Raw genomic sequence first — 21,250 nt, forward strand, 5'->3', positions numbered from 1 at the left:
TTCACCCTAGCCGAGATGTTGGTTTGGCGGTTGGTTCGGCACAATGAAGTTAGACAGTCAGGAGGATCATTGAATCCCATTCGCTGGCAGAAATCCTACTTAGTCGTCGGGTCGGCCATGCTGGTGTTCGTCGTCGCCGTGGTGGAGGCGGCAACGGTTTTCATCGTGGGCGACCACAACACGAGTGGAGCACGGTCCGCGGTACCATCTTCGCGGGCTTCTACGGTCAAGCCGGCATTGGTTCCGGTAACCGATACCGCCGTGGCACCCAGCGTTGCCGGGCTGGCTGCGGCGTTGGCGGCGGTGTTGGCAGATCCCAGCTTGGGTAGGTTTGGGGGCCGGATCACCGATGCGATGACTGCCAAGGAACTCTGGCAGCAACAAGACGACATGCCTTTGGTGCCGGCGTCGACCAATAAGATCTTGACTACAGTTGCTGCGCTGTTGACACTAGACGGTCAAACCCGGATCAGCACCCGGGTGGTGGCTGGAGGCCCGAATGCCCAGGGGCCTGTCGTTCTGGTAGGTGCTGGGGATCCGACGCTGTCGGCCGCATCGCCCGACCAGGGCACCTGGTATCGGGGTGCACCGCGGATCAGTGACCTTGTCGAGCAGGTTCGTCGCAGCGGCGTGACGCCGACGGCTGTCCAGGTGGATACCTCGCTGTTCACCGGTCCGACAATGGCACAGGGCTGGGATCCTGCCGATGTGGACAACGGCGATATCGCCCCGATCGAGTCGGCGATGATCGACGCTGGGCGTATCCAGCCGACGACCGTCAACTCACGACGGTCACTTACCCCTGCTCTGGACGCCGGGCGAGAATTGGCCAAGGCCCTGGGGGTCGATCCCGATGCGGTGACAATCGTCAAGGCATCGTCTGGGGCGCGGCAGTTGGCTGCGGTGCAGTCAGCTCCGCTGGTTCAGCGGCTATCCGAGATGATGGACAACTCCGACAACGTGCTGGCCGAATGCATCGGTCGCGAGGTGGCGGCCGCCATAAACCGGCCGTTGAGCTTTGCCGGCGCGGTCGACGCGGTGACCAACCGGTTAAGCACCGCGCATATCGACATCACTGGCGCTGCCCTGGTGGATTCCAGCGGGTTGTCAGTTGACAATCGCTTGACCGCCAAGACACTCGACGGTGCGGTGCAGGCGGCGGCGGGGCCGGATCAACCGGCGTTGCGAGCACTGCTGGATCTGCTCCCGATCGCCGGCGGCAGTGGCACGCTATCGGACCGTTTTCTCGGCTCGGCAACCAACCAGGGTCCGGCCGGCTGGTTGCGTGCCAAGACCGGTTCTTTGACTGCCATTAACTCTTTGGTCGGGGTAGTCACTGACCGCAACGGTCGTGTGTTGACATTCGCGTTCATCTCCAACGACGCTGGCCCGACCGGTCGTGCCGCGATGGACGAGCTTGCTACCAGGCTGTGGGCGTGCGGATGCGCGACGTGACCTCATCGAGCGCATCGTCGAAGTTCACGCTCGGTACCGTGATGGACTTGGGATGCGCGGGCAGCGTAGGAGAGTGGTTAGCATGTCCCTGTCCGCCGGCTTCCGAATACACGCGCCGCCAGGTGATCGACGAGCTGACCCGTGTGGCGGCGAAAGCTGAACCGCTGGTGCGCGACGTCACCGGACTGGCCACCGATCGTGTGGTACTTCCGGTGTGCATCGTCGACCGGCCCGGATGGGTTTGGGTGGCGACCGAGTCCATACGGGTGATGACGAACGGAACCGACAAGGCACGGGGTTTTTTCGCCGGACGGATCACTGGTGCGCAGATAGGTGCGGTGCTGGCGTGTGTGGCGTGTAAAATCCTCGGTCAGTACGACTCGTTCGCCGCTTCCGAACAGAGCTGTCTGCTGTTGGTGTATTCCAATGTCATCGCTGTCGAGCGTCAACTGCGAGTTGAGCCCTCCGATTTTCGGTTGTGGGTGTGCTTGCACGAGGTGATTCACTGGATCCAATTCACCGCTAACCGGTGGTTGTCCGACTACATGTCGAAGGAGCTGGTCTTGTTGAATCAAGAAACCAGTGAAGACATCGGGCAGGTGGTGGGTCGGATCGCCTACTTTGTCCGCAGTCGGTGTAATGGGTCATCCGCAGCAGAGAATTCCACTGCTCACGTATCGGGCATTCTCGGTTTGGTGCGCACCGTGCAGTCTGAGCTGCATCGCGTAGCTCTACATCAGCTTCTGATGCTTGGTAACCTGCTAGAGAGTCTTGCTGACCACGTCATGGATGCGGTCGGCCCGATGACGGTGCCGTCGGTGGCTACGATACGCCATAGGTTTGACGACCGTAGCCACCGCAAGCAACCATCGTTGCAGCGGTTGCTGCGTGCACTGCTTGGCGTCGATGCCAAGCCCAGGAGATATAAACACGGCAAGGCGTTCGTCGACCACGTGGTGGATCGGATCGGAATGGCACGGTTTAACGTGATTTGGTCGGGCCCCGAAACGCTGCCGTTGTCCGCCGAAGTCGAAGACCCGCAACGATGGATCGACAGGGTGCTGTAGAGCATCTGCGCAGGGCGGTCGAGGAGTTCGCTGGCACCTATTGTGTTGTCGATGACCAGTGGTGCGTAGCGCTCTCCGGCGGCTCGGACTCGTTGGCGCTCACAGCGGTTGCGGCCCAGCTACGCCCTACGACCGCATTGATCGTGGATCACAGTTTGCAGTCGGACTCGGCCGCTGTCGCAGAAACCGCTCGAAAGCAAGCTATCGCATTGGGATGTGTTGACGCACAAGTTCTTTGTGTGCAGGTGGGTCGTCCGTTTGGCCCCAAAGGCGGGCCCGAGGCAGCGGCCCGTGCTGCCCGATATGCGGTGTTGGGCGCCTATCGCGATGGCCCGGTGCTGTTAGCCCACACGCTTGACGATCAAGCTGAGACGGTGCTGCTGGGCTTGGGCCGCGGTTCTGGGGCGCGCTCGATCGCTGGAATGCGGCCGCACGATCCACCGTGGTGCCGGCCGTTACTGGGTGTGCGGCGCAGCGTACCGCGTGCTGCGTGTCGTGAGCTGGGCCTAACCGCTTGGCAAGATCCGCACAACACCGACCGTCGTTACACCCGAACCCGGCTGCGCCTCGAGGTGCTGCCGCTGTTGGAGGACGTACTAGGCGGTGGGGTTGCCGAGGCGTTGGCCCGCACTGCGACGGCGTTGCGCGAGGACACCGAACTGATCGACGCGCTCGCCGCACAGGCGTTGCCCAATGCCTGGACCGGGTCAGGGCTACATGCGCGGGCTTTGGCCGCACTGCCCGACGCGGTTCGACGCCGGGTGATCCGTGGCTGGCTGTTGAATGAAGGCGCGACCGGGCTGACCGACAAGCAGATCCGTAGAGTAGACACGTTGGTCACCGCGTGGCGCGGGCAAGGTGGGGTGGCGGTGGGGTCCACCTTGCGCGGACAGCGTTTGATCGCCAGCCGGTACGACGGCGTACTGACCTTGCACTGCGAGCCCCTTTAGCGGCCCGTAGCGAGTCTTGATGCTGCCGGGCCGCCGTGGTTTTTCGCGGGACAGCATGGCACGCTGTGCTCGTGGCCCAGAGCTCCTCGGCGATCAACCCCGGACCGATTGCAGAGCTGTACCTGGCCGATGTCAAGTCGGTTATGCTTACCCAGGAGCAGATTCAGGCTCGGATTGCCGAGCTCGGCGTCCAAATCGGCAACGACTATCGTGACCGTTTGCCTGCTAGTGGCCAGGATCTGCTGTTGATCACCGTGCTTAAGGGCGCAGTGATCTTCGTCACCGACCTGGCACGTGCGATTCCACTGCCAACCCAGTTCGAATTCATGGCCGTTAGTTCGTATGGATCCTCGACGTCCTCGTCGGGTGTGGTGCGGATTCTCAAGGACCTTGATCGCGATATCCACGATCGCAATGTGTTGATCGTCGAGGACGTTGTGGACTCAGGTCTGACCTTGTCTTGGTTGCTGCGGAACTTGGCAACCCGGCGTCCGCAGTCGTTGCAGGTGTGCACGTTGCTGCGTAAGCCCGATGCGCTACATGCGAACGTCGATATCACTTATGTGGGTTTCGACATTCCCAACGACTTCGTCGTGGGCTACGGATTGGATTACGACGAGCGTTACCGCGACCTGCCCTATATTGGGACGCTGGATCCCCGAGTTTATCAGCAGTAGACCAGCAACAGCTGCTAGTCCATCTCCCACACCGCGGTCACCGAAAAGCCCACCGTCTGCTGGCCAGCGTCCTTGATGTGTTGTCCGACGCGTGGATCTTGTCCTCGAGTGCGTTGTTCGCACGGTAGCCGGCTATGGTGGCAGTGTCGGCAAGCTAGTATTTGCTGCACTTGGGCTGCAGAATCACGCTGGCGGTGCTGGTGTTTTGTGGTCCATTATGACGTTGATCAACGCATTGATGACTGCTTGCTGGCCGGTCATTGGTCTGGTTCATCGCGGTGTTGATGTCGAGTTCGGTGAACTCGATGGAGCCTTCGGCGATCAAAGGCCCTGGGACGCCTTGGACTTGCCCTGTCCTAGCGACGGTCACTTGACGTGAATTCTACCCCAGGTGGCGCGAGATTGTGCTTATCGTACGTCGACAGCGTGATTACGGCCAAGCCGGCAGCGGCCACAGCAATCGACTTATGGGTACACTGGGGAGTGCTCGCTGCAAGCGGCCTTCCTGGTACCCTAGCGGATTCGGGAGCGCGTGAATCAGTGAGGCGGTGTGTCGGGGGGCAAGGGGTTTGGTTAGTTGGGTTCCCAACTCGAAGGCAACCCCTTCGACGCTCGGGGTTCGTTCACCCAGGTGCAATAGGGGCTGGTATCGGGTGTGTTTTTGAAGAGAAACAGCATGTCGCGCATGTGGTTTAGGAATGCTGGTGCGGCTATTTTCTGTTTTTGAGCATGTTCTAGGTGTTGTCGTTCTTCGTTGACAGGTCTCTGCTCTGGGTTATGCGTGTGTGTCTGTGCAATTCGTGCGCTGCGTAGCTGCTACTTGGCTACTTGTTTCGTCTACTGGGGGGTCGTTGTGGCGCATGCCGGTCCGTGCGGCTGGGACAAGTCAGTGCCAACCGGGGAGGTCCGCCCGTTGGGTGAAGTTCAAACTACGGTGCCGTAAGTTAGTTGTGTGTTGGGTCATCCACCCATGGATGTTTTGAATTGGTGGTGTTGCCGGCAAAGGCATTTGAGGTTTTCCAGCAACGTCAACCCTCCTGCGTAGGTATCCTGGTGGTTTAACGGGATGGCGTGATCGATGTCCCAGACGATGGACAGGAAGCTATATCTAGGGAAGCGGCAGGTTAGGTCGCGGAAACGGGCGGCACATTCGAGCACTGCCGATGGTTGGTAGCGTAGTGATTCGGCTGAATTGGTCAGCAGATCGGCAAAGTGTTAGGGATACGGTGGCAGTCAACTGGCGAACTTGCCCGGCGTCGATGATTCCGTAGCTTTCCAGGTGGCCTGGCGCAGCGTTATCACAATAGAAGGTCTGGTCATGGGCAACTATAGTGATCATCCCTCGCGTCCCAGCTGTATCGCACTCAGTCTCACCATCGCTAACTTGAATGGGGCAATTGGCCTGTCCGCAGCTATAGGTCAGGCTGCTGCCCTGGGTCAATGCGTCGGTGCGGCGCTGATTCGGTGTTTGCAGGTCAGCCCGGGCACACCTGTGTAGCTAGCTGCAAGAATCTGCGGTCAAAGGTCGTCGCGGCCGCCGTGCCGTAAACCTCGGCCCTCCCTTTGTCGAGAGCGTTGCTTCTAGTGTGACGGTCGTCTTCGGCGGCAAGACGGCGTTGCCGGGCGGCGCCCGATCTACCGCGCGTACTGCAGTGTCGACGAGGTTCGATGATGTGCTGTCGTGACCAGCCATGCGGGTTGCTTATGCGTATAGTCGGCTACACGTCAACTTTAGTGATCAATTCATTGTCCGTGAAAATCGATGCTGAAGATGATTAATTGTATTGTTTCCCAATCGATTTTCTCTTGGTTCCAACCTGGGGAACCCTCTGGCCAAGTGCCTAGGCATCCAGACATCCTGTGGCTGGTCGCCATGGGGGATAGGCTCATTGCGGCGGCCGCCTCGACAGTCATCTGCTTGAACCCGTCGACAACCGTGTATTCGCGCTGGTGCTCGGCTCGCAGGTTTTCGAGGACGTTCGATGCCATAGCAATGACGCCACAGCGGCCATCCGCCTGGCCGCAGGGCCGACTTGAGTCGGTACGCAGACGCGATCGTGGCAACCAAAGCGGTTGATGCCAGGTCATGAACCGCGACCAAATCAGGCACTTTATCGAATATAAATTCGATAATAGCTATGATGTCCGACAAACCTGTCACTTAGTCGGCTGGTACTATATCCTGCCGGTCTGAGAACTGTACGGTCGGATTTGCAGCGCTCGTTGGCGGGTGGTGACCTGGAATGGGTCAAGGAATTGGGACGCGGCGCTAGGTCCTAATATGTTGAGCGGCACGGCGAGCTTCCTCGGCGTTGGCTGACGCCGAACTATCACCGGTTGGGTGGCAGTATGTCGATACGGCACTGCGGCGCATTGATGCGCTAAGTGCTGAGATCAAGCCACTGCGAATCCAATTAGTGAATTGAATTCGACGCCAGCGGGGTTGCCAGGCGCTGCAGGACCACCACGGCATCGGCTGGCTCTGTACGGCGACAATGTGGTCCTAGATTGATGATGCACGCTTGTTCTCACGCTCCGATCAGTTGCTTCGTTTCGCCGAGCTGGATGTCACCGTCTACTCGTCTAACGGCAAATGCATACCGGTACATCTCTCGCGGTAGGGCTCGTCGGAACTGTGTTGGACGGCGTTAATGCCGTCAAGTGCGTCGCTTGACGTGGTTCTCCAGATCGGGGCTACTTACTCACAAGCGGGGCGACCAAGCGTGACGGCTACAACGGCCAGAATCCCATCTTGGCGGTGGAGCAGAAAATCCTGCGCTGGTTGTCTATACACATGCTGCACAAGTGGCCGGTGCCGGCCCTGGAGTGGTCCGACAACCAAACTCAGGAGGAGGCTTCCTGAGATGCGTTGCTTGCGTGCCCTGTTTATAAGTCAGCTGGTGCCCGCGGCCAGCTCCCTGGATTCTCTTTTAGCTGCATCGTTGTTGGGTGACCTCCCGAAAAGATTGAGCAGACGTATTTCTTCGGTGGCACGCACTTCGGGCCCCACCAGTCATCGTGCCGCCGGACTTTGTCCGTGTACCCAGGCAAGGCTGGGCGCCAGCATACGCACCAAGTGCATTTACCGAACGTACGTTCATGGGAAGCAGTAGATGATTTGGGCCACAAAGTCTTTTCCTTGTTCTGGCTGCCAAATATGCAGCCTAGCATCGTCGATTTCAAGCTAATTCGTCCTCGCTGCGCTGTGGGCGCTCCACCTTGACCCCGACCGCTACCCAACGCTCACCAACGCGGTGAGAACAAAGTAAAACAACCCAAAACGACCAACTAGCAACCTTGTACTTGGGGGCCTAACACAGATTAGGAGAAACCGCATGTGGTTTTTGATGGCTTAGCCAGAGTTGTTAGCGGCGCTGACTGCGTGGCTGGAGGCGATTGGCTTCGCGTTGAGCGCAACTAACGGGATCGCGGCACCCCGATAAGCGGCGTGCGTCCAGCGGGAGCCGATCAGGTGTCGGTAGCAGCGGCGGCCACGTTCGCCAATCGCGCCCAGGAGTATCAGGCAATCAGTGCTGAATCCAGCTCTAAAACGTGTTCACCGGCAGCAGCCGGATCACTGCTAACGGCATGACCGGCCAGGTTACACCGCGGGTCCTTACTGCGGTGCAGAGTCAGGCCGTTGGGGCGGCATTAAGGGTCGTATCGAAGGTTCCGCTGAAAGCGGAACTGCAACCTGCATTAAATCAGCAGTGGCAATCCCAGCGGCCTTATCAGAGCCGCCGATTACGGCAACTTTGGCGCCAGCAGCACAAGCGGGATTTCGGTAAATGCAGGCTGTTGCCGTGCTAGGCATAACCACCTACGGATTAACCAGCATCTTGCAATGCCGTTCGGGTTCCGCCAGCTCATCGAAGGCCTGGCCCACTGCGTCCAGCCTGACTTCTATGGTAATCAACTGGGGTGGCATCGATGTAGCCCTCGGCGATCACGTGCAGCGAGTCCGCGAACTCGTCCGGGTGGTATTCGAGCACGAATTGCACGCTGATTTCCTTGGTGATCGCAAAAATGGATGCGTAGAGTCGGCTGCATGCACATCTCGGCGACTAGCAGGTGTATCCTGAGTGTTGTCCGTATCCATACGTCGTAGACGGTCCCGGCCACCCCTACTGCGTCCAACACCGCCGCGGGTTTGCGGTGTCGAGCGAGGAGCCCTGTGCCGGATCTGGTGTTTGGTGCACCCTATCGTGCCGTTCAGTTCACATAGCTGCGACCAAAATGATTCTCTAACGGTTTATGTGCTAATTGTGGCAGGGAGGCGATGATTGCTGGGAAAATCGAACTGCCACCAAGCAACAGGGCATTTCACCGGGAGCGAATTAGACTTGTAAATGGCATGCAATCCTACCGCCATGGATCCGGTCAGCGCTGCGTGTTTGGGATCTAGGCTGTTGGCGATTAGGCAGCAAAGGCGGCGCCGAAAGCAGCATCCGACGATCGGATGCTGATCGAAATAATCGGTTCGATGCCGTTTACGGACAGCAACACCGGGATCGATATGACTAGGATTCCTGGGTGGATAGTTTTTAGCCTTTTAGCACCCCGTATCGAATTCGTGGTTCGCGATAGACATCGCGGCTCGAATCGACGTTCATGCCGCCAGAATCATGCGCAATCCGCTCGGTGAGCGCCGGCATGTCAGCACCGTTAGTGGCGAATACAAGTCAATGCCATTGATTCCACACGACCGCACGCCGATCAGAAACTGACTTGGTCTGGGTATCGTTTCGGGCACGTCGTACCGGTAGATCATGCGTCCATTGCTAAACACCACGACACTTATCAGTTATTCTCGGTGACGGTTTCACCTCCGCTTCGTTGACGCGACTAATCAATTTGGTTACGTTTGCTTTTGGCTTAGTCGTGAAAAGATTGTTTTACTTCTAGCTGTCCTTTGCAATGAGACATCACCTTCCGGTCTAATAGGTGATAGTAGTGGTATGTCGCAAGGAGAGAGGACCAGTTATGGTCAAGAGTCGGTAGCGTTTCTAAGACACCGGACCGTTCGAATACGTCTTCAATATTTGCTATTGTATCTTCGGATGTACCGATACGGTAATTAATTTTACCCACATAGTTGTTGACTAAACTAACGAGGTTTCTATGTGCTGTTGACTTTATTGGTAAGCAAAACAAACCCTTCCGCGTCGGAGTAATTCGCATAATCCTGCAGCCTGTAGTTGCAGTCGTCAATAGCCTGGTCGCGGCTTTACACAATATGCATGATTTTCAGAACACACTATTAGCTCGGTCCGGTTCGTCCTGGTAGACTTCGGCGGCCTACTTGCGCAACATTTCCAGATGTTTTCCAGCGCAGCATGGCCGCTGGGCACAGACATCGACAATGACGACGTGTCCAGTGTGCCGTCCAGGCGTGGCGCAGACGGCTAGTATTGTCGCTGTGGCGACTTCTGAGTAGGTTCAGTGCCAGAAGATGTGTAATTGCTTGTTGCGCAAGGTGAACCGGTAGAAGTGGTGATAGATTCGTGCGACGGGTGCGGAATAACGCGAGGATGGCCTTGAGAGATTTTTGCATCATCCTTCGCTGCCCAGTTAATTTGATAACCATTATTTTCGGTGTCCGATGACAGTATACCAGCAACCCAAGACCACTCCGGTGTCGGTCCGGATGTGCTTGGTCCGCTCCGCTGCGGCGGCGATGAATACTTCCGAGCACCTCATCAGCTCGTAGCTGCCGGAGTGGTGTTCGCCAAACCACGCCTCGTCTACCCCCGAGCTATCCTGCGCAACAACGCACTTCATATCGTATTCCAACGCCGCTGTAAGGAGACTGGCCGATATTATTAAACGGCGGGATAAAGACGTCGAAACGCAGTGGCGCACCCACCATCACTCCAATCCGTTGAGGAAATCCCACAAGGTGATGTTTTACAAGGTTGGATCGTTCCTGCTGCAGCCAGTGCTCTGCCCCACCGATCATCATCTGACGGTACAGGCAGGAGATCACCGCAAAAACGTGGTCGGTGTGGGTAAATGCCAGCACCGGTTCAGCAGCGCCGGCGGTAAAAATGACGGTACAGAGATAGCGGCGTTCGTGCGTTCAGCAATGGCCTCCCTAGTTGCAATCGACATTGCACTACAATAAATTCAGGACGCCCATGAAGTCGACCGAAAAACTCGCTGAAGTAATGGTCAAGTTGATCCTGGCTGATCCAATCCGGCAGCTGGTCCGGTTCCGGAAGCCGATCGGTGAAACCTTCCGGGCTGGGGCGACCATCCGTATTGCCTCACTCTGGTTACCGGGCGATGCTCGCATGGCGCCTAAATCATTCGGCGTATCGTGCGTGCGAGATACGAGATAGCCGTTGAGTTCGTTGTCGGCAACACGGTGCTCTTGAAACTACAAAATGTTCAAAGGAGTTCTCTCGAATATTATCCGGCGGAACGCGTCTGTTAGGGGAAGGAGTGGCGCTTTCCACACCACGATGGTGCCCCAAATAGTGGCCCATCCAGACGGCCCGCTGGGCGCTGAGATTTGTCGAGCGGATCAACGATGTCGGCAGTCAGCTTATGGACGGTGTAGGCTTCTACCGCATCCGGATGAGACAGAGTCGCCGTAACCACGCTGCTCGGAAGCCAAGACGTAGTAGCTCGCCTGGCTAGAGCCGGAATTTGGTTCCGACACGAGTAGGCCAGTTCGGGAAAGTCTATGGGCCGAGACCACCACCACCACAGGTGTGTCGCGGTCCCTGGCCTCGATTATCCGTAGCGGCACATCATTGGGTTCGGTATCCAGCTGACTTGAACGCATCGTCTACACCAAATCGCTATGGCACCGGGGCTGAGAAGGACTTGTTTGCTCTCGCGATTGGCTGGTACTCGCGGCTAGCCAGTTGACTATGCGCTCAGGGTGATGTTGCCCAGGACGTACACCGGTTACCTGTTCGGTGGCGGAGCTGCAGTGTCGCCAGACTCGGGAACTGCCGGTCGTTAGTTTGTGCAAGGTGGTGGAGACCCGCTGTGATCGGCTCTGCCGAGCTGGCGATCGCCACTGGCGGTAGCCTAAACTTTTCTAGCTAGCGTGTATCGGGGAAGGAACCTGGCCAGCACGGCCGAATATCATTGATGAACCGAAAAAGCGTTATCCGTACGGTTACGGCGATCGCCGTATTGGTGCTGCTCGGCTGGTCGTTTTTCTACTTCAGCGACGACACCCGTGGTTACAAGTTCGTTGACACATCGGTGGCGATGGCCCAGATCAACGGCCATAATGTCAAGAGCGCGCAGATTGATGACCGGGAACAGCAGCTGCGGTTGATCTTGAAGACGGGCAACAACGACACCGATGGCTCCGACAAGGTCATAACCAAATACCCCACCGGGTACGCGGTCGATCTGTTCAATGCGCTGAGCGCTAAGAACACAAAGGTCAGCACCGCCGTCAACGAAGGAAGCATCCTGGGCGAGTTGCTCGTCTATGTGCTGCCGCTGCTTTTGCTGGTGGGCCTGTTTGTGATGTTCTCTCGCATGCAAGGCGGCGCCCGAATGGGCTTTGGATTCGGCAAATCACGCGCCAAGCAACTTTCCAAAGACATGCCCAAGACTACTTTCGTTGACGTTGCCGGCGTTGACGAGGCAGTTGAGGAGCTCTATGAGATCAAGGACTTCCTGCAAAACCCCAGTAGGTACCAGACGCTCGGTGCGAAGATCCCCAAGGGCGTGTTGCTCTACGGGCCCCCGGGCACCGGTAAAACGTTGCTGGCTCGCGCTGTGGCGGGAGAGGCAGGCGTTCCGTTCTTCACCATCTCCGGCTCCGACTTCGTCGAGATGTTCGTTGGCGTTGGCGCTTCACGCGTAAGGGACCTGTTCGACCAAGCTAAGCAGAACAGCCCGTGCATCATATTCGTCGATGAAATTGACGCAGTGGGTCGTCAACGCGGCACCGGGCTCGGTGGTGGCCACGACGAGCGCGAGCAAACACTGAATCAGTTGCTGGTCGAGATGGACGGTTTCGGTGATCGGGCGGGCGTCATCTTGATCGCGGCAACTAACCGGCCCGACATCTTGGACCCCGCGCTGTTAAGGCCTGGGCGTTTCGACCGGCAGATCCCGGTGTCCAACCCGGACCTGGCAGGTCGTCGCGCGGTGCTGCGCGTGCATTCCAAGGGCAAGCCGATCGCCGACGATGCCGACCTCGACGGACTCGCCAAACGTACGGTCGGCATGACCGGCGCCGATCTAGCCAACGTTGTCAATGAGGCGGCGCTGCTGACTGCCCGAGAGAACGGCATGGTCATCACCGGACCCGCCTTGGAGGAGGCGGTGGACCGGGTAATCGGCGGGCCGCGTCGCAAGGGCCGGATTATCAGCGAGCAGGAAAAGAAAATCACGGCCTATCACGAGGGCGGGCACACCTTGGCGGCTTGGGCGATGCCTGATATCGAGCCTATCTACAAGGTGACGATCCTGGCTCGGGGACGTACCGGCGGGCATGCGGTGGCGGTGCCCGAGGAAGACAAGGGCTTGAGGACCCGTTCGGAAATGATCGCGCAGCTGGTGTTCGCGATGGGTGGACGCGCCGCCGAGGAGCTGGTGTTCCGCGAGCCGACGACTGGTGCGGTATCGGATATCGAGAAGGCCACTAAAATCGCGCGCTCGATGGTCACCGAATTCGGTATGAGCTCCAAACTTGGTGCGGTCAGATATGGCTCTGAGCACGGCGACCCGTTCCTCGGCCGAACTATGGGTATCCAGGCGGATTACTCTCATGAGGTCGCCCGCGACATCGATGATGAAGTTCGCAAGCTTATTGAAGCTGCCCACACTGAGGCGTGGGAGATTCTTACCGAATACCGCGACGTGCTCGACACCCTGGCCGGCGAGCTGCTGGAAAAAGAAACTTTGCACCGACTGGAGCTGGAGGGTATCTTCGCTGCGGTCGAAAAGCGGCCCCGGCTCACCATGTTCGACGATTTCGGTGGGCGGATCCCGTCGGACAAGCCGCCGATCAAGACACCCGGCGAGCTGGCGATCGAGCGTGGCGAGCCCTGGCCCCAGCCAGTCCCCGAGCCGGCGTTCAAGGCAGCCATCGCCCGTGCTTCGCAGGCTGCTGAGGCCGCGCGACAAGCAGCAAAGGCGGATGCCGATGGGCCTGGCCAGGGTGCCAATGGTTCACATGCCGGGGACCGTCAACGCCAGCAAGACCCTAACCAACCCGACTACGGCGCTCCGTCGGGTTGGCATGCGCCCGGATGGCCGCCACAACAGCCGCCGGTTTATTGGTATCCGCCTGCACAGCAACCCTCACAGTCGCCCTATTGGCCGCAGCCCAGCTATCCGGGCCAAGCCCCCTCTCCGTATCCGTTGTACCCGCCCTGTCCACCTTATCCGCCGCCTGGTCAATCCGCCCCGGACGCGGGTAAGCCCCCTGCACAGTCGGACGAGGGCGTGAGCCCCTCCAACCCGCCGGCGCACGGCTGACGAAACGGAGAATCGATGGCCTTACTGGATTTGGGGCTGGAAGGCACCGTGGTTCCGCCCATCCGGGTGTTCGACCAGCCGCGTGCTGAGGCTGCGATTCGCGAGTTGCTGTACGCGATTGGCGAGGACCCGGATAGGGAGGGTTTGGCCGACACCCCAGCTCGCGTGGCCCGCTCATACCGTGAACTGTTCTCTGGGCTCTACACCGACCCGGAAACGGTTCTGAACACCATGTTCGACGAAGTACACAATGAACTGGTGATCGTCAAAGAGATTCCGATGTACTCCACTTGCGAACACCATCTGGTGTCTTTTCACGGTGTGGCGCACGTCGGCTATATTCCGGGCACGGACGGTAGGGTGACCGGCCTTTCGAAGATCGCTCGACTAGTGGACCTCTATGCCAAACGGCCACAAGTGCAAGAGCGGCTCACCGGCCAGATCGCTGATGCCTTGGTCCGCAAGCTCGATCCACGCGGAGTCATCATCGTCGTCGAGGCTGAGCATCTGTGCATGGCAATGCGCGGTGTCCGCAAGCCTGGTGCGATCACGACGACGTCGGCGGTGCGCGGCCAGTTCAAAACTGATGCGGCTTCTCGAGCCGAAGCGCTCAACCTCATCCTGCGTAAGTGAGTCCGGCGCCGGTGCAGGTTATCGGGGTTTTGAACGTCACTGACAATTCGTTCTCGGATGGCGGGCGTTACCTTGATCCTGACGATGCTGTCCAGCACGGCCTGGCAATGGTCGCGGAAGGCGCGGCGATTGTCGACGTCGGTGGCGAATCGACCCAGCCCGGTGCTATTAGGACCGATCCTCGAGTTGAGCTCTCTCGTATCGTTCCTGTCGTAAAAGAACTTGCAGCACAGGGGATTACAGTAAGTATTGATACTATGCGCGCTGATGTTGCATGTGCGGCGCTGCAAAGCGGTGCACGGATTGTCAACGATGTGTCCGGTGGGCGAGCCGATCCCGCGATGGTTCCTCTGGTGGCTGAAGCCGGTGTTGCGTGGGTGTTGATGCACTGGCGACTGGTGTCGGCCGACCGGCCGTATGAGGTTCCTAATTACCGTGACGTGGTGGCCGAAGTGCGTGCCGACCTACTGGCCGGTGTCGATCAGGCGGTGGCCGCAGGTGTCGACCCTGGGAGTCTAGTGATCGATCCCGGGCTTGGATTCGCCAAGACGGGACAGCACAATTGGGCGCTGCTGAATGCGTTGCCGGAGTTGGTGGCCACCGGGGTCCCGATTTTACTTGGCGCCTCGCGTAAACGTTTCCTGGGGAGGTTATTAGCTGGGGCTGATGGCGGGGTGCGACCGCCGGACGGACGCGAGACGGCGACCGCGGTGATTTCCGCACTTGCAGCCCTACACGGGGCTTGGGGTGTGCGGGTGCACGACGTGCGGGCCTCGGTCGACGCGCTCAAGGTCGTCGGTGCTTGGCTGCATGCTGGGCCGCAGATTGAAAAGGTTAGACGCGATGGCTGATCGAATGGAGTTGCGTGGCTTGACAGTTCATGGACGACACGGAGTCGATGAGATCGAGCGCGCCAACGGACAAGACTTCGTCGTGGACGTCATCTTGTGGATCGATCTGGCCGATGCGGCTATGAGCGACGACCTGGCTGATACCCATGACTACGTGGTTCTGGCCGAGCGGGCTGCCGCGATCATCGCCGGCCCACCACGGAACTTGATCGAGAAGGTCGGCAGCGATATTGCCGACTTCGTGATGGACGACGAACGCGTGCACGCTGTCGAGGTGGTGGTGCACAAGCCGCAAGCGCCGATCCCGCAGCAGTTCTCTGATGTGGCGGTGGTAGTTCGGCGGTCGCGGCACGGCGGTCGCGGTTCGGTGATTCCTGCGAGCGTGGTGTGATGACTCGCGTCGTACTCTCCATCGGATCTAATCTGGGTGACCGGCTGGCGCGGCTGCAGTCAGTCGTCGATGGGCTCGGTGATGTGGTAGTCGCGGTCTCTCCGGTGTATGACACCGTCGCATGGGGCGGCGTGGAGCAGGGCTCGTTCCTCAACGCGGTGTTGATCGCCGACTGCCCGGCGTATGACGCGAAGGCCTGGCTGTGTTGGGCTCAGGAGCTCGAGCGGAACGCGGGTCGGGTTCGGGGCCAGCGCTGGGGTCCACGCACCCTCGACGTCGATCTGATCTCCTGCTACCAGACTTCGGGCGCTACGGCCGGTGTGGTCGAGGTGATTAAGTGCGAAAGTAACTTGACGTTGCCGCATCCGCGGGCTCATCTGCGGGCTTTCGTGCTGGTTCCGTGGTTGGCCGTCGACTCGAATGCTCAGCTGACCGTCGCTGGGCGAGTGCGACGGGTCGACCGGCTGTTGGCAGAGATGGAGCCGACCGAGCGGGAAGGTGTGCGGTTGACCAGGCTGACGCTCAAGCTGAAACGTAGTTCGCCAGCGCGGCTAGTCATTCCGAAATCAGACTGATGGGACCGACCCGGAAACGTGACCTGACGGCCGCGATGATCGGCGCTGCGGTGGTGGGTTATCTGTTAGTGTTTGTGCTGTACCGGTGGTTTCCACCCATCACCGCGTGGACTGGTCTGTCGTTGTTTGCGGTTGCTATCGCCGAGGCGCTGTGGGCACGCTACGTGCGGGCCAAGATCAGCGATGGTGAGATCGGCAATGGCCCCGGTTGGCTGCACCCGCTAGCGGTAGCACACAGCCTGATGGTTGCCAAGGCGTCGGCCTGGGTGGGTGCGCTGGTGCTGGGTTGGTGGGTCGGTGTATTGGTGTACTTTTTGCCGCGGTGGCCGTGGCTGCCGGTTGCCGACAAGGACACTTCTGGAACGGTTGTGGCGGCCCTCAGCGCCTTAGCGTTACTAGTTGCGGCCTTATGGCTGCAACATTGCTGCAAATCTCCGCAACACCCCACCGAGCACGGTGAGGGTGCCGAAAATTAGCTTGCTCGCCAACGTTGCGGACCGCCAAGCGTAGCTTTGGTTAGCAGCCGGGCACTTCTACCGCAGTTTGACCCGCGATTGACGCAGGTGGGAATCGCGAGACTGGCGCGACACGCGGATTGACCCTGCCCGGGTACAGTCAGGCCATGACCGTTCTGTCTCGCGGCGCCCGGGTCCGGCGCAGCGGCCGCAGGCCGGGTTGGGTGCTCTTGACGGTGTTGCTGATCCTCGCGATGGGGGCTAGTTCCGCACTAGTTTTCACCAATCGGGTGGAACTTCTCAGGCTCGCGGTGATCTTGGCGCTCTGGGCCGCAGCCGCCGGCGCTTTTGTGTCGGTGTTTTACCGTCGGCAGAGCGACGTGGATCAGTCTCGGGTGCGTAATCTCAAGCTCGTCTACGATCTGCAGTTGGATCGAGAAATCTCGGCCCGCCGCGAATATGAGTTGACGGTGGAGTCCCAATTGCGTCGCGAGCTGGCCTCCGAGCTGCGTGCTCAGGCCGCCGACGAAGTGGTGGCACTGCGGGCTGAGCTGACAGCGTTACGAACCAACCTGGAGATCTTGTTCGACACGGACCTTCAGCACCGCCCGGCATTGGCGGGTGTGGAGACACCGCAGACAAAAGCTGCCCCCCCAATGTGCGCTTATAGTGATTGGGCCCGCGATGGCCAGAGCAAGCCCGTCGACTGGGTGCCCAGTAATCGGGTTACGTCGGTTCGCCAAGACCGGGTGACCAACCGCACCGACGACACCTCGATCATCGACGTCCACGAGGAACCGCTGTTGCCGCCTCGAGAGCAGGAGCTCTCTCAGGAGGAGTTGGGACCTCATTTTGAGGACTCGCCGTCACAGTCGGATTCGCGGTTAGAACCCCGTCACCGGCCGCCACCATCAACCCCACTACAGGAACTGCTACAACCGCATATGCAGGATTGGCAACCGGTCACCGCCGACGAACAGTGGCTGCCTCATGATACACAAGACGGTACCTGGGCGGGCGTCGAGTCCGCGAGTGCTTCGGTTGCCACCCCGTCGGGTAGTTGTCGGCGGTCCCGCCATTCCTGCCCGGACGAAGCTGCGGCAGGCCCGCCTGGCGAAGTCGAGACCGCGCAGCAGCACATTGAGTCGGGTCGCCGGGCGCGGTCGCGTCACTCCGCCGAATATCGCGCGTACAGCATCGAGGGCGTCACTCCCGAAGGCAGCACCCCGATCAGCCAGCCGCCGCCACCTGCTGGTCCTGCTTTCGCCGAGCAGCCACCACGACTAGTGCCGGCGTCGCCTTTTGATCCGGTACCCCGGCACCGCAGCGCGGATCTCTCGGCGGACGGGGTGAAGGGACGTGACTTAGCAGCCGGTGGACAGTCGGTCGCCGATTTGATGGCGCGGTTAGGGGCCGAGTCGACCGATAGTGGCCGGCGTCGCAGACGTGAGGGCCGTAACGCATGACACCGGGTCTCGCCTGTCAAATCGGCGACCGTCATAGTGACCGTCCGGTACCCCCTGCCATGGGACTGGAACGAACCAACAAACATGTGAGGCCTTCTGCAATGGTGCAGTTCGACGGTTTGCACTCGGTCAGGCTCGAGGCTGGGGTCCTCTCTATCGGCTGGGTGGTTACTGTGCTGGGTGTCGCATTGGAGCGTGCTGACCACGTCGTGTTGGCATGCAGCGTCGTCTTCCGTGTGTCGCGGCAGCGGGCGCAGCGTAGGTTGCCCGAAACCTCAGTGGCCTCGCCGGCCAGGGTGGCCTCCAGTGCTAGGCTGCTGCTGTTGGCTGTTCCCGACTGTGAACTCGCCGGACTGGTGTCCGGTGTGGCTGCAACTTCGGTGGTGCGACCCGGGATGATCGTGGCGTACACTTCGGGGGCTAACGGGGGCACTATCCTCGCGCAGCTGGGCGAGGATAGCTGTATTCCGTTGGGAATTCATCCGGCGATGACGTTCACCGGCTCCGACGAGGACCTCAGCCGATTGCCGGATACCAGCTTCGGTATTACCACGACCGATGAGGTCGGGGTCGGGTATGCGATCGCGCAGTCATTGGTTTTGGAGATGGGCGGACAGCTGTTCTGTGTCGTAAAGGACGCTCGTATCCTCTGCCATGCCATTTTGGACCATGTGGACAACCACATCGTGACGGTGTTCGCCGACGCGCTTGAGGCGCTGCGGGTCGTGCTGCGCGGTAGCGAACTACTCGAGCTGGGGGTACTTCCAGCTTGCGGGGGCGAGGTCGTCGACGATCAGTTCGGCAATACCGCCGAACTAATCTTTGGGCCATTGGCCCGGGCGGCGTGCGAGAACACCGCGCAGCGCGGCCAAGCTGCGCTCACCAGACTGGTCGACCGCGGTGATGCGGACGCGGTAGCGGGACACTTGGTCGCGTTGATGCGGATTGGCCCAGAACTGGCTCAGGCGTATCGGGTGAATGCCTTACGGGCGGCCCAGTGCGCCCATGCTCCCGACGATGTCGTTGAGGCGGTGGCGCCATGACGAACAGTCGGCCGCCCGTATTCAACCCGGACGGGCTCAATGTGTACTCGACACCCCGAGACGTCACCAACGTCAGCAGCGCGCTGCGTCACACCGGCCGTCGGGTGATGCTGGTGCCGACGATGGGTGCGCTGCACAACGGGCACCGGGCCCTGGTGCGTGCGGCTAAACGTGTGCCCGGTTCGGTGGTTGTGGTGTCGATCTTCGTTAACCCGCTGCAATTCAGTGCCACGGAAGACCTCGACGCTTACCCACGCACCCTCGACGATGATTTGGCTCTACTGCGCGCTGAAGATGTCGAGATCGTGTTCACACCAAGCACCGCGGCGATGTATCCCCACGGATTGCGCACCACCGTACATCCCGGGGCGTTAGCGTTCGAGCTCGAAGGTAATGCGCGGCCAACCCATTTCGGCGGTGTGCTGACCGTCGTGCTCAAACTGCTCCAGATCGTGCGGCCTGATCGGGTTTTTTTCGGAGAAAAAGATTACCAGCAGCTGGTCCTCATCCGGCAGATGGTCGCCGATCTGAATGTCGACGTTGTCGTGGTCGGCGTACCGACCGTGCGCGAAGTCGACGGGCTGGCGATGTCGTCACGCAACTGCTATTTGGATTCCGTGCAGCGCGACCTGGCCTCAGCGCTGTCGGCTGCGCTGACGGCCGGGGTGCACGCCGCGACCGGGGGGGCGCAGGCTGCGCTGGACGCAGCCCGCGCGGTGCTGGACGCTACACCCGGCCTTGTGGTCGATTACGTGGAGCTACGCGATGCCGGGCTCGGCCCGGTGCGCGACAATGCGTTAGGCCGGTTGCTGGTGGCGGCCAGGCTTGGCACCACCAGACTACTCGACAACATCTCGATTGAGATCAGAAATTTCTCCGGCATCGCTGGTCCGGACGAATTTCGGGTTGAACACGCCCAAACACCTTGGATGAAGTGATGTTACGGACGATGCTGAAGTCTAAGATCCATCGCGCCACCGTCACGCAGGCTTACCTGCACTATGTCGGCTCAGTGACCATCGACGCCGATTTGATGGACGCTGCGGACCTGCTCGAGGGGGAACAGGTCACCATCGTTGACATCGATAACGGTGCTCGGCTCGTCACTTACGCAATTGCTGGCGAACGTGGCACCGGTGTGATTGGAATCAATGGTGCCGCAGCGCATCTCGTTCATCCGGGCGATCTGGTAATCCTGATCTCCTATGGGACCATAGAAGACGCCGAGGCGCGCGTCTATCAGCCGCGGATTGTGTTCGTCGACGCCGACAACAAGCCGATCGATCTGGGCCACGATCCCGGCTCCGTGCCCGTGGACATATCTGTCACTGCCGAACTATTTGATCCCCGGATCGGTGTGCGGTAACTGTGCTGCTGGCCATCGACGTCCGCAACACGCATACCGTCGTCGGATTGCTGTCCGGATCCAAGAAGCATGCAAAAGTCGTGCAGCAATGGCGGATCCGCACTGAATCCGAGGTTACTGCGGACGAACTAGCCTTGATCATCGACGGCTTGATCGGTGATGATTCCGAGCGACTCGTCGGCGCTACCGCGTTGTCCACCGTACCGTCGGTGCTGCACGAGGTGCGGATCATGCTCGATCAGTACTGGCCGGCGGTGCCGCATGTGCTGATCGAGCCGGGGGTACGCACCGGTATCCCGCTGCTGGTCGATAATCCGAAAGAAGTGGGCGCCGATCGGATCGTGAACTGCCTAGCGGCGTTCCACAAGTTCGGTCAAGCTGTTATTGTGGTCGATTTTGGGTCGTCGATCTGCGTAGACGTGGTGTCGGCCAAGGGGGAGTTTCTGGGCGGTGCCATTGCGCCCGGAGTGCAGGTGTCTTCGGATGCCGCGGCGGCCCGCTCTGCTGCGCTGCGCCGCGTCGAGTTGGCCCGACCCCGTTCGGTGGTTGGTAAAAACACGGTCGAATGTATGCAGGCTGGTGCGTTGTTCGGCTTTGCTGGGCTGGTCAATGGCTTAGTTGACCGTATGCGCCAGGACGTGGAGAGATTTTCCGACGACTTAGGTGATCGGGTTGCGGTCGTGGTGACCGGACATACCGCGCCGCTGCTGCTGCCCGAGCTGTATACCGTCGACCACTACGACCGCCACCTGACTCTGCATGGCCTGCGACTAGTCTTCGAACGCAATCGGTAGGCGCAGCGTTGCCGGTTGAAGACGGCGCGCTGACGACAGCTGGCAGCGCGCACGTGATGTTGCTCTAC

Annotated in this window: 19 protein-coding genes and 1 pseudogene; 18 read left to right on the forward strand and 2 right to left on the reverse strand. The window is 59.8% G+C overall.

The annotated features are described in order from the left end of the window. Nucleotides 1-69 precede the first annotated feature (69 nt). The 5 genes from dacB to MLPF_RS01265 all read left to right on the forward strand — a co-directional run bounded on the left by dacB (nt 70) and on the right by MLPF_RS01265 (nt 4,528). The gene (gene dacB, locus MLPF_RS01245; RefSeq protein ID WP_082082285.1) at nt 70-1,455 is read left to right on the forward strand and encodes a D-alanyl-D-alanine carboxypeptidase/D-alanyl-D-alanine endopeptidase; all 1,386 of its coding nucleotides are present in this window, start codon (nt 70-72) and stop codon (nt 1,453-1,455) included. Continuing rightward, nucleotides 1,443-2,522: a zinc-dependent metalloprotease gene (locus tag MLPF_RS01250; protein ID WP_045842348.1), complete on the forward strand. Its 1,080-nt coding sequence runs from the start codon at nt 1,443-1,445 to the stop codon at nt 2,520-2,522. Before dacB ends, MLPF_RS01250 begins: the two co-directional genes overlap by 13 nt. Next, the gene (tilS, locus tag MLPF_RS01255) at nt 2,501-3,472 is read left to right on the forward strand and encodes a tRNA lysidine(34) synthetase TilS (RefSeq protein ID WP_045842326.1); all 972 of its coding nucleotides are present in this window, start codon (nt 2,501-2,503) and stop codon (nt 3,470-3,472) included. The genes MLPF_RS01250 and tilS overlap by 22 nt, the downstream gene beginning before the upstream one ends. A 65-nt stretch (nt 3,473-3,537) precedes the next feature. Then, entirely contained in the window at nt 3,538-4,149 is a 612-nt protein-coding gene (hpt, locus tag MLPF_RS01260) for a hypoxanthine phosphoribosyltransferase (RefSeq protein ID WP_045842349.1), read from the forward strand. 91 nt (nt 4,150-4,240) lie between these two features. Beyond that, on the forward strand, nt 4,241-4,528 hold the full coding sequence (locus MLPF_RS01265) for a hypothetical protein (protein WP_045842327.1): 288 nt from the start codon (nt 4,241-4,243) through the stop codon (nt 4,526-4,528). Nucleotides 4,529-5,257: 729 nt separating this feature from the next. Here MLPF_RS01265 and MLPF_RS16750 read toward each other — a convergent pair. Next, on the reverse strand, nt 5,258-5,590 hold the full coding sequence (locus tag MLPF_RS16750; RefSeq protein WP_420329567.1) for a hypothetical protein: 333 nt from the start codon (nt 5,588-5,590) through the stop codon (nt 5,258-5,260). Nucleotides 5,591-7,621: 2,031 nt separating this feature from the next. Here MLPF_RS16750 and MLPF_RS16755 point away from each other — a divergent pair. After that, nucleotides 7,622-7,741 carry a hypothetical protein gene (locus MLPF_RS16755; protein WP_420329568.1) on the forward strand — a complete coding sequence of 40 codons (120 nt, stop codon included), beginning with the start codon at nt 7,622-7,624 and terminating at the stop codon, nt 7,739-7,741. Between the two features lie 1,551 nt (nt 7,742-9,292). On the opposite strand, the pseudogene MLPF_RS16760 reads toward MLPF_RS16755, so the two are convergent. Continuing rightward, a pseudogene (locus MLPF_RS16760) lies at nt 9,293-10,015 on the reverse strand (LLM class flavin-dependent oxidoreductase); the annotation flags it as partial. A 36-nt stretch (nt 10,016-10,051) separates the two neighbouring features. On the opposite strand from MLPF_RS16760, the gene MLPF_RS15425 reads away from it, so the two are divergent. From MLPF_RS15425 to MLPF_RS01330, 12 genes are all read left to right on the forward strand, one after another. Next, nucleotides 10,052-10,273, forward strand: a complete 222-nt coding sequence (locus tag MLPF_RS15425; protein WP_045842330.1) for a hypothetical protein — start codon at nt 10,052-10,054, stop codon at nt 10,271-10,273. Between the two features lie 980 nt (nt 10,274-11,253). Next, entirely contained in the window at nt 11,254-13,608 is a 2,355-nt protein-coding gene (gene ftsH / locus MLPF_RS01280) for an ATP-dependent zinc metalloprotease FtsH (protein ID WP_045842332.1), read from the forward strand. Between the two features lie 15 nt (nt 13,609-13,623). Beyond that, a complete protein-coding gene (gene folE, locus MLPF_RS01285; protein ID WP_045842333.1) occupies nt 13,624-14,241 on the forward strand; it encodes a GTP cyclohydrolase I FolE in 618 nt (205 codons plus the stop codon). Continuing rightward, nucleotides 14,238-15,092, forward strand: a complete 855-nt coding sequence (gene folP, locus MLPF_RS01290; RefSeq protein WP_045842334.1) for a dihydropteroate synthase — start codon at nt 14,238-14,240, stop codon at nt 15,090-15,092. Before folE ends, folP begins: the two co-directional genes overlap by 4 nt. Next, entirely contained in the window at nt 15,085-15,483 is a 399-nt protein-coding gene (gene folB / locus MLPF_RS01295) for a dihydroneopterin aldolase (RefSeq protein WP_045842335.1), read from the forward strand. Before folP ends, folB begins: the two co-directional genes overlap by 8 nt. After that, nucleotides 15,483-16,058, forward strand: coding sequence for a 2-amino-4-hydroxy-6-hydroxymethyldihydropteridine diphosphokinase (gene folK, locus MLPF_RS01300; RefSeq protein WP_045842336.1), 576 nt, complete (start codon nt 15,483-15,485; stop codon nt 16,056-16,058). Before folB ends, folK begins: the two co-directional genes overlap by 1 nt. After that, nucleotides 16,058-16,534 carry a DUF3180 domain-containing protein gene (locus MLPF_RS01305; protein WP_045842337.1) on the forward strand — a complete coding sequence of 159 codons (477 nt, stop codon included), beginning with the start codon at nt 16,058-16,060 and terminating at the stop codon, nt 16,532-16,534. Before folK ends, MLPF_RS01305 begins: the two co-directional genes overlap by 1 nt. Nucleotides 16,535-16,680: 146 nt before the next feature. Then, entirely contained in the window at nt 16,681-17,979 is a 1,299-nt protein-coding gene (locus tag MLPF_RS01310; protein WP_045842338.1) for a DUF6779 domain-containing protein, read from the forward strand. A 101-nt stretch (nt 17,980-18,080) separates the two neighbouring features. Next, entirely contained in the window at nt 18,081-19,022 is a 942-nt protein-coding gene (locus MLPF_RS01315) for a DUF2520 domain-containing protein (protein WP_045842339.1), read from the forward strand. Beyond that, entirely contained in the window at nt 19,019-19,960 is a 942-nt protein-coding gene (panC, locus tag MLPF_RS01320; RefSeq protein ID WP_045842340.1) for a pantoate--beta-alanine ligase, read from the forward strand. The genes MLPF_RS01315 and panC overlap by 4 nt, the downstream gene beginning before the upstream one ends. Further along, nucleotides 19,960-20,388, forward strand: a complete 429-nt coding sequence (gene panD / locus MLPF_RS01325; RefSeq protein WP_045842341.1) for an aspartate 1-decarboxylase — start codon at nt 19,960-19,962, stop codon at nt 20,386-20,388. Before panC ends, panD begins: the two co-directional genes overlap by 1 nt. A 2-nt stretch (nt 20,389-20,390) precedes the next feature. Beyond that, the gene (locus tag MLPF_RS01330; RefSeq protein WP_045842342.1) at nt 20,391-21,182 is read left to right on the forward strand and encodes a type III pantothenate kinase; all 792 of its coding nucleotides are present in this window, start codon (nt 20,391-20,393) and stop codon (nt 21,180-21,182) included. Nucleotides 21,183-21,250 lie beyond the last annotated feature (68 nt).

Source organism: Mycobacterium lepromatosis (assembly GCF_000975265.2).
In the GTDB taxonomy this organism is placed as follows: Bacteria; Actinomycetota; Actinomycetes; order Mycobacteriales; family Mycobacteriaceae; genus Mycobacterium; species Mycobacterium lepromatosis.

Coding starts and splice junctions, on each gene's coding strand:
- MLPF_RS01305 (WP_045842337.1), top strand. CDS start 16,058: ATGGGACCGACCCGGAAACGTGACCTGACGGCCGCGATGATCGGCGCT.
- tilS (WP_045842326.1), top strand. CDS start 2,501: ATGGATCGACAGGGTGCTGTAGAGCATCTGCGCAGGGCGGTCGAGGAG.
- panC (WP_045842340.1), top strand. CDS start 19,019: ATGACGAACAGTCGGCCGCCCGTATTCAACCCGGACGGGCTCAATGTG.
- ftsH (WP_045842332.1), top strand. CDS start 11,254: ATGAACCGAAAAAGCGTTATCCGTACGGTTACGGCGATCGCCGTATTG.
- folB (WP_045842335.1), top strand. CDS start 15,085: ATGGCTGATCGAATGGAGTTGCGTGGCTTGACAGTTCATGGACGACAC.
- folE (WP_045842333.1), top strand. CDS start 13,624: ATGGCCTTACTGGATTTGGGGCTGGAAGGCACCGTGGTTCCGCCCATC.
- panD (WP_045842341.1), top strand. CDS start 19,960: ATGTTACGGACGATGCTGAAGTCTAAGATCCATCGCGCCACCGTCACG.
- MLPF_RS15425 (WP_045842330.1), top strand. CDS start 10,052: ATGTTTTACAAGGTTGGATCGTTCCTGCTGCAGCCAGTGCTCTGCCCC.
- MLPF_RS01315 (WP_045842339.1), top strand. CDS start 18,081: ATGGTGCAGTTCGACGGTTTGCACTCGGTCAGGCTCGAGGCTGGGGTC.
- MLPF_RS01310 (WP_045842338.1), top strand. CDS start 16,681: ATGACCGTTCTGTCTCGCGGCGCCCGGGTCCGGCGCAGCGGCCGCAGG.
- MLPF_RS01250 (WP_045842348.1), top strand. CDS start 1,443: ATGCGCGACGTGACCTCATCGAGCGCATCGTCGAAGTTCACGCTCGGT.
- folK (WP_045842336.1), top strand. CDS start 15,483: ATGACTCGCGTCGTACTCTCCATCGGATCTAATCTGGGTGACCGGCTG.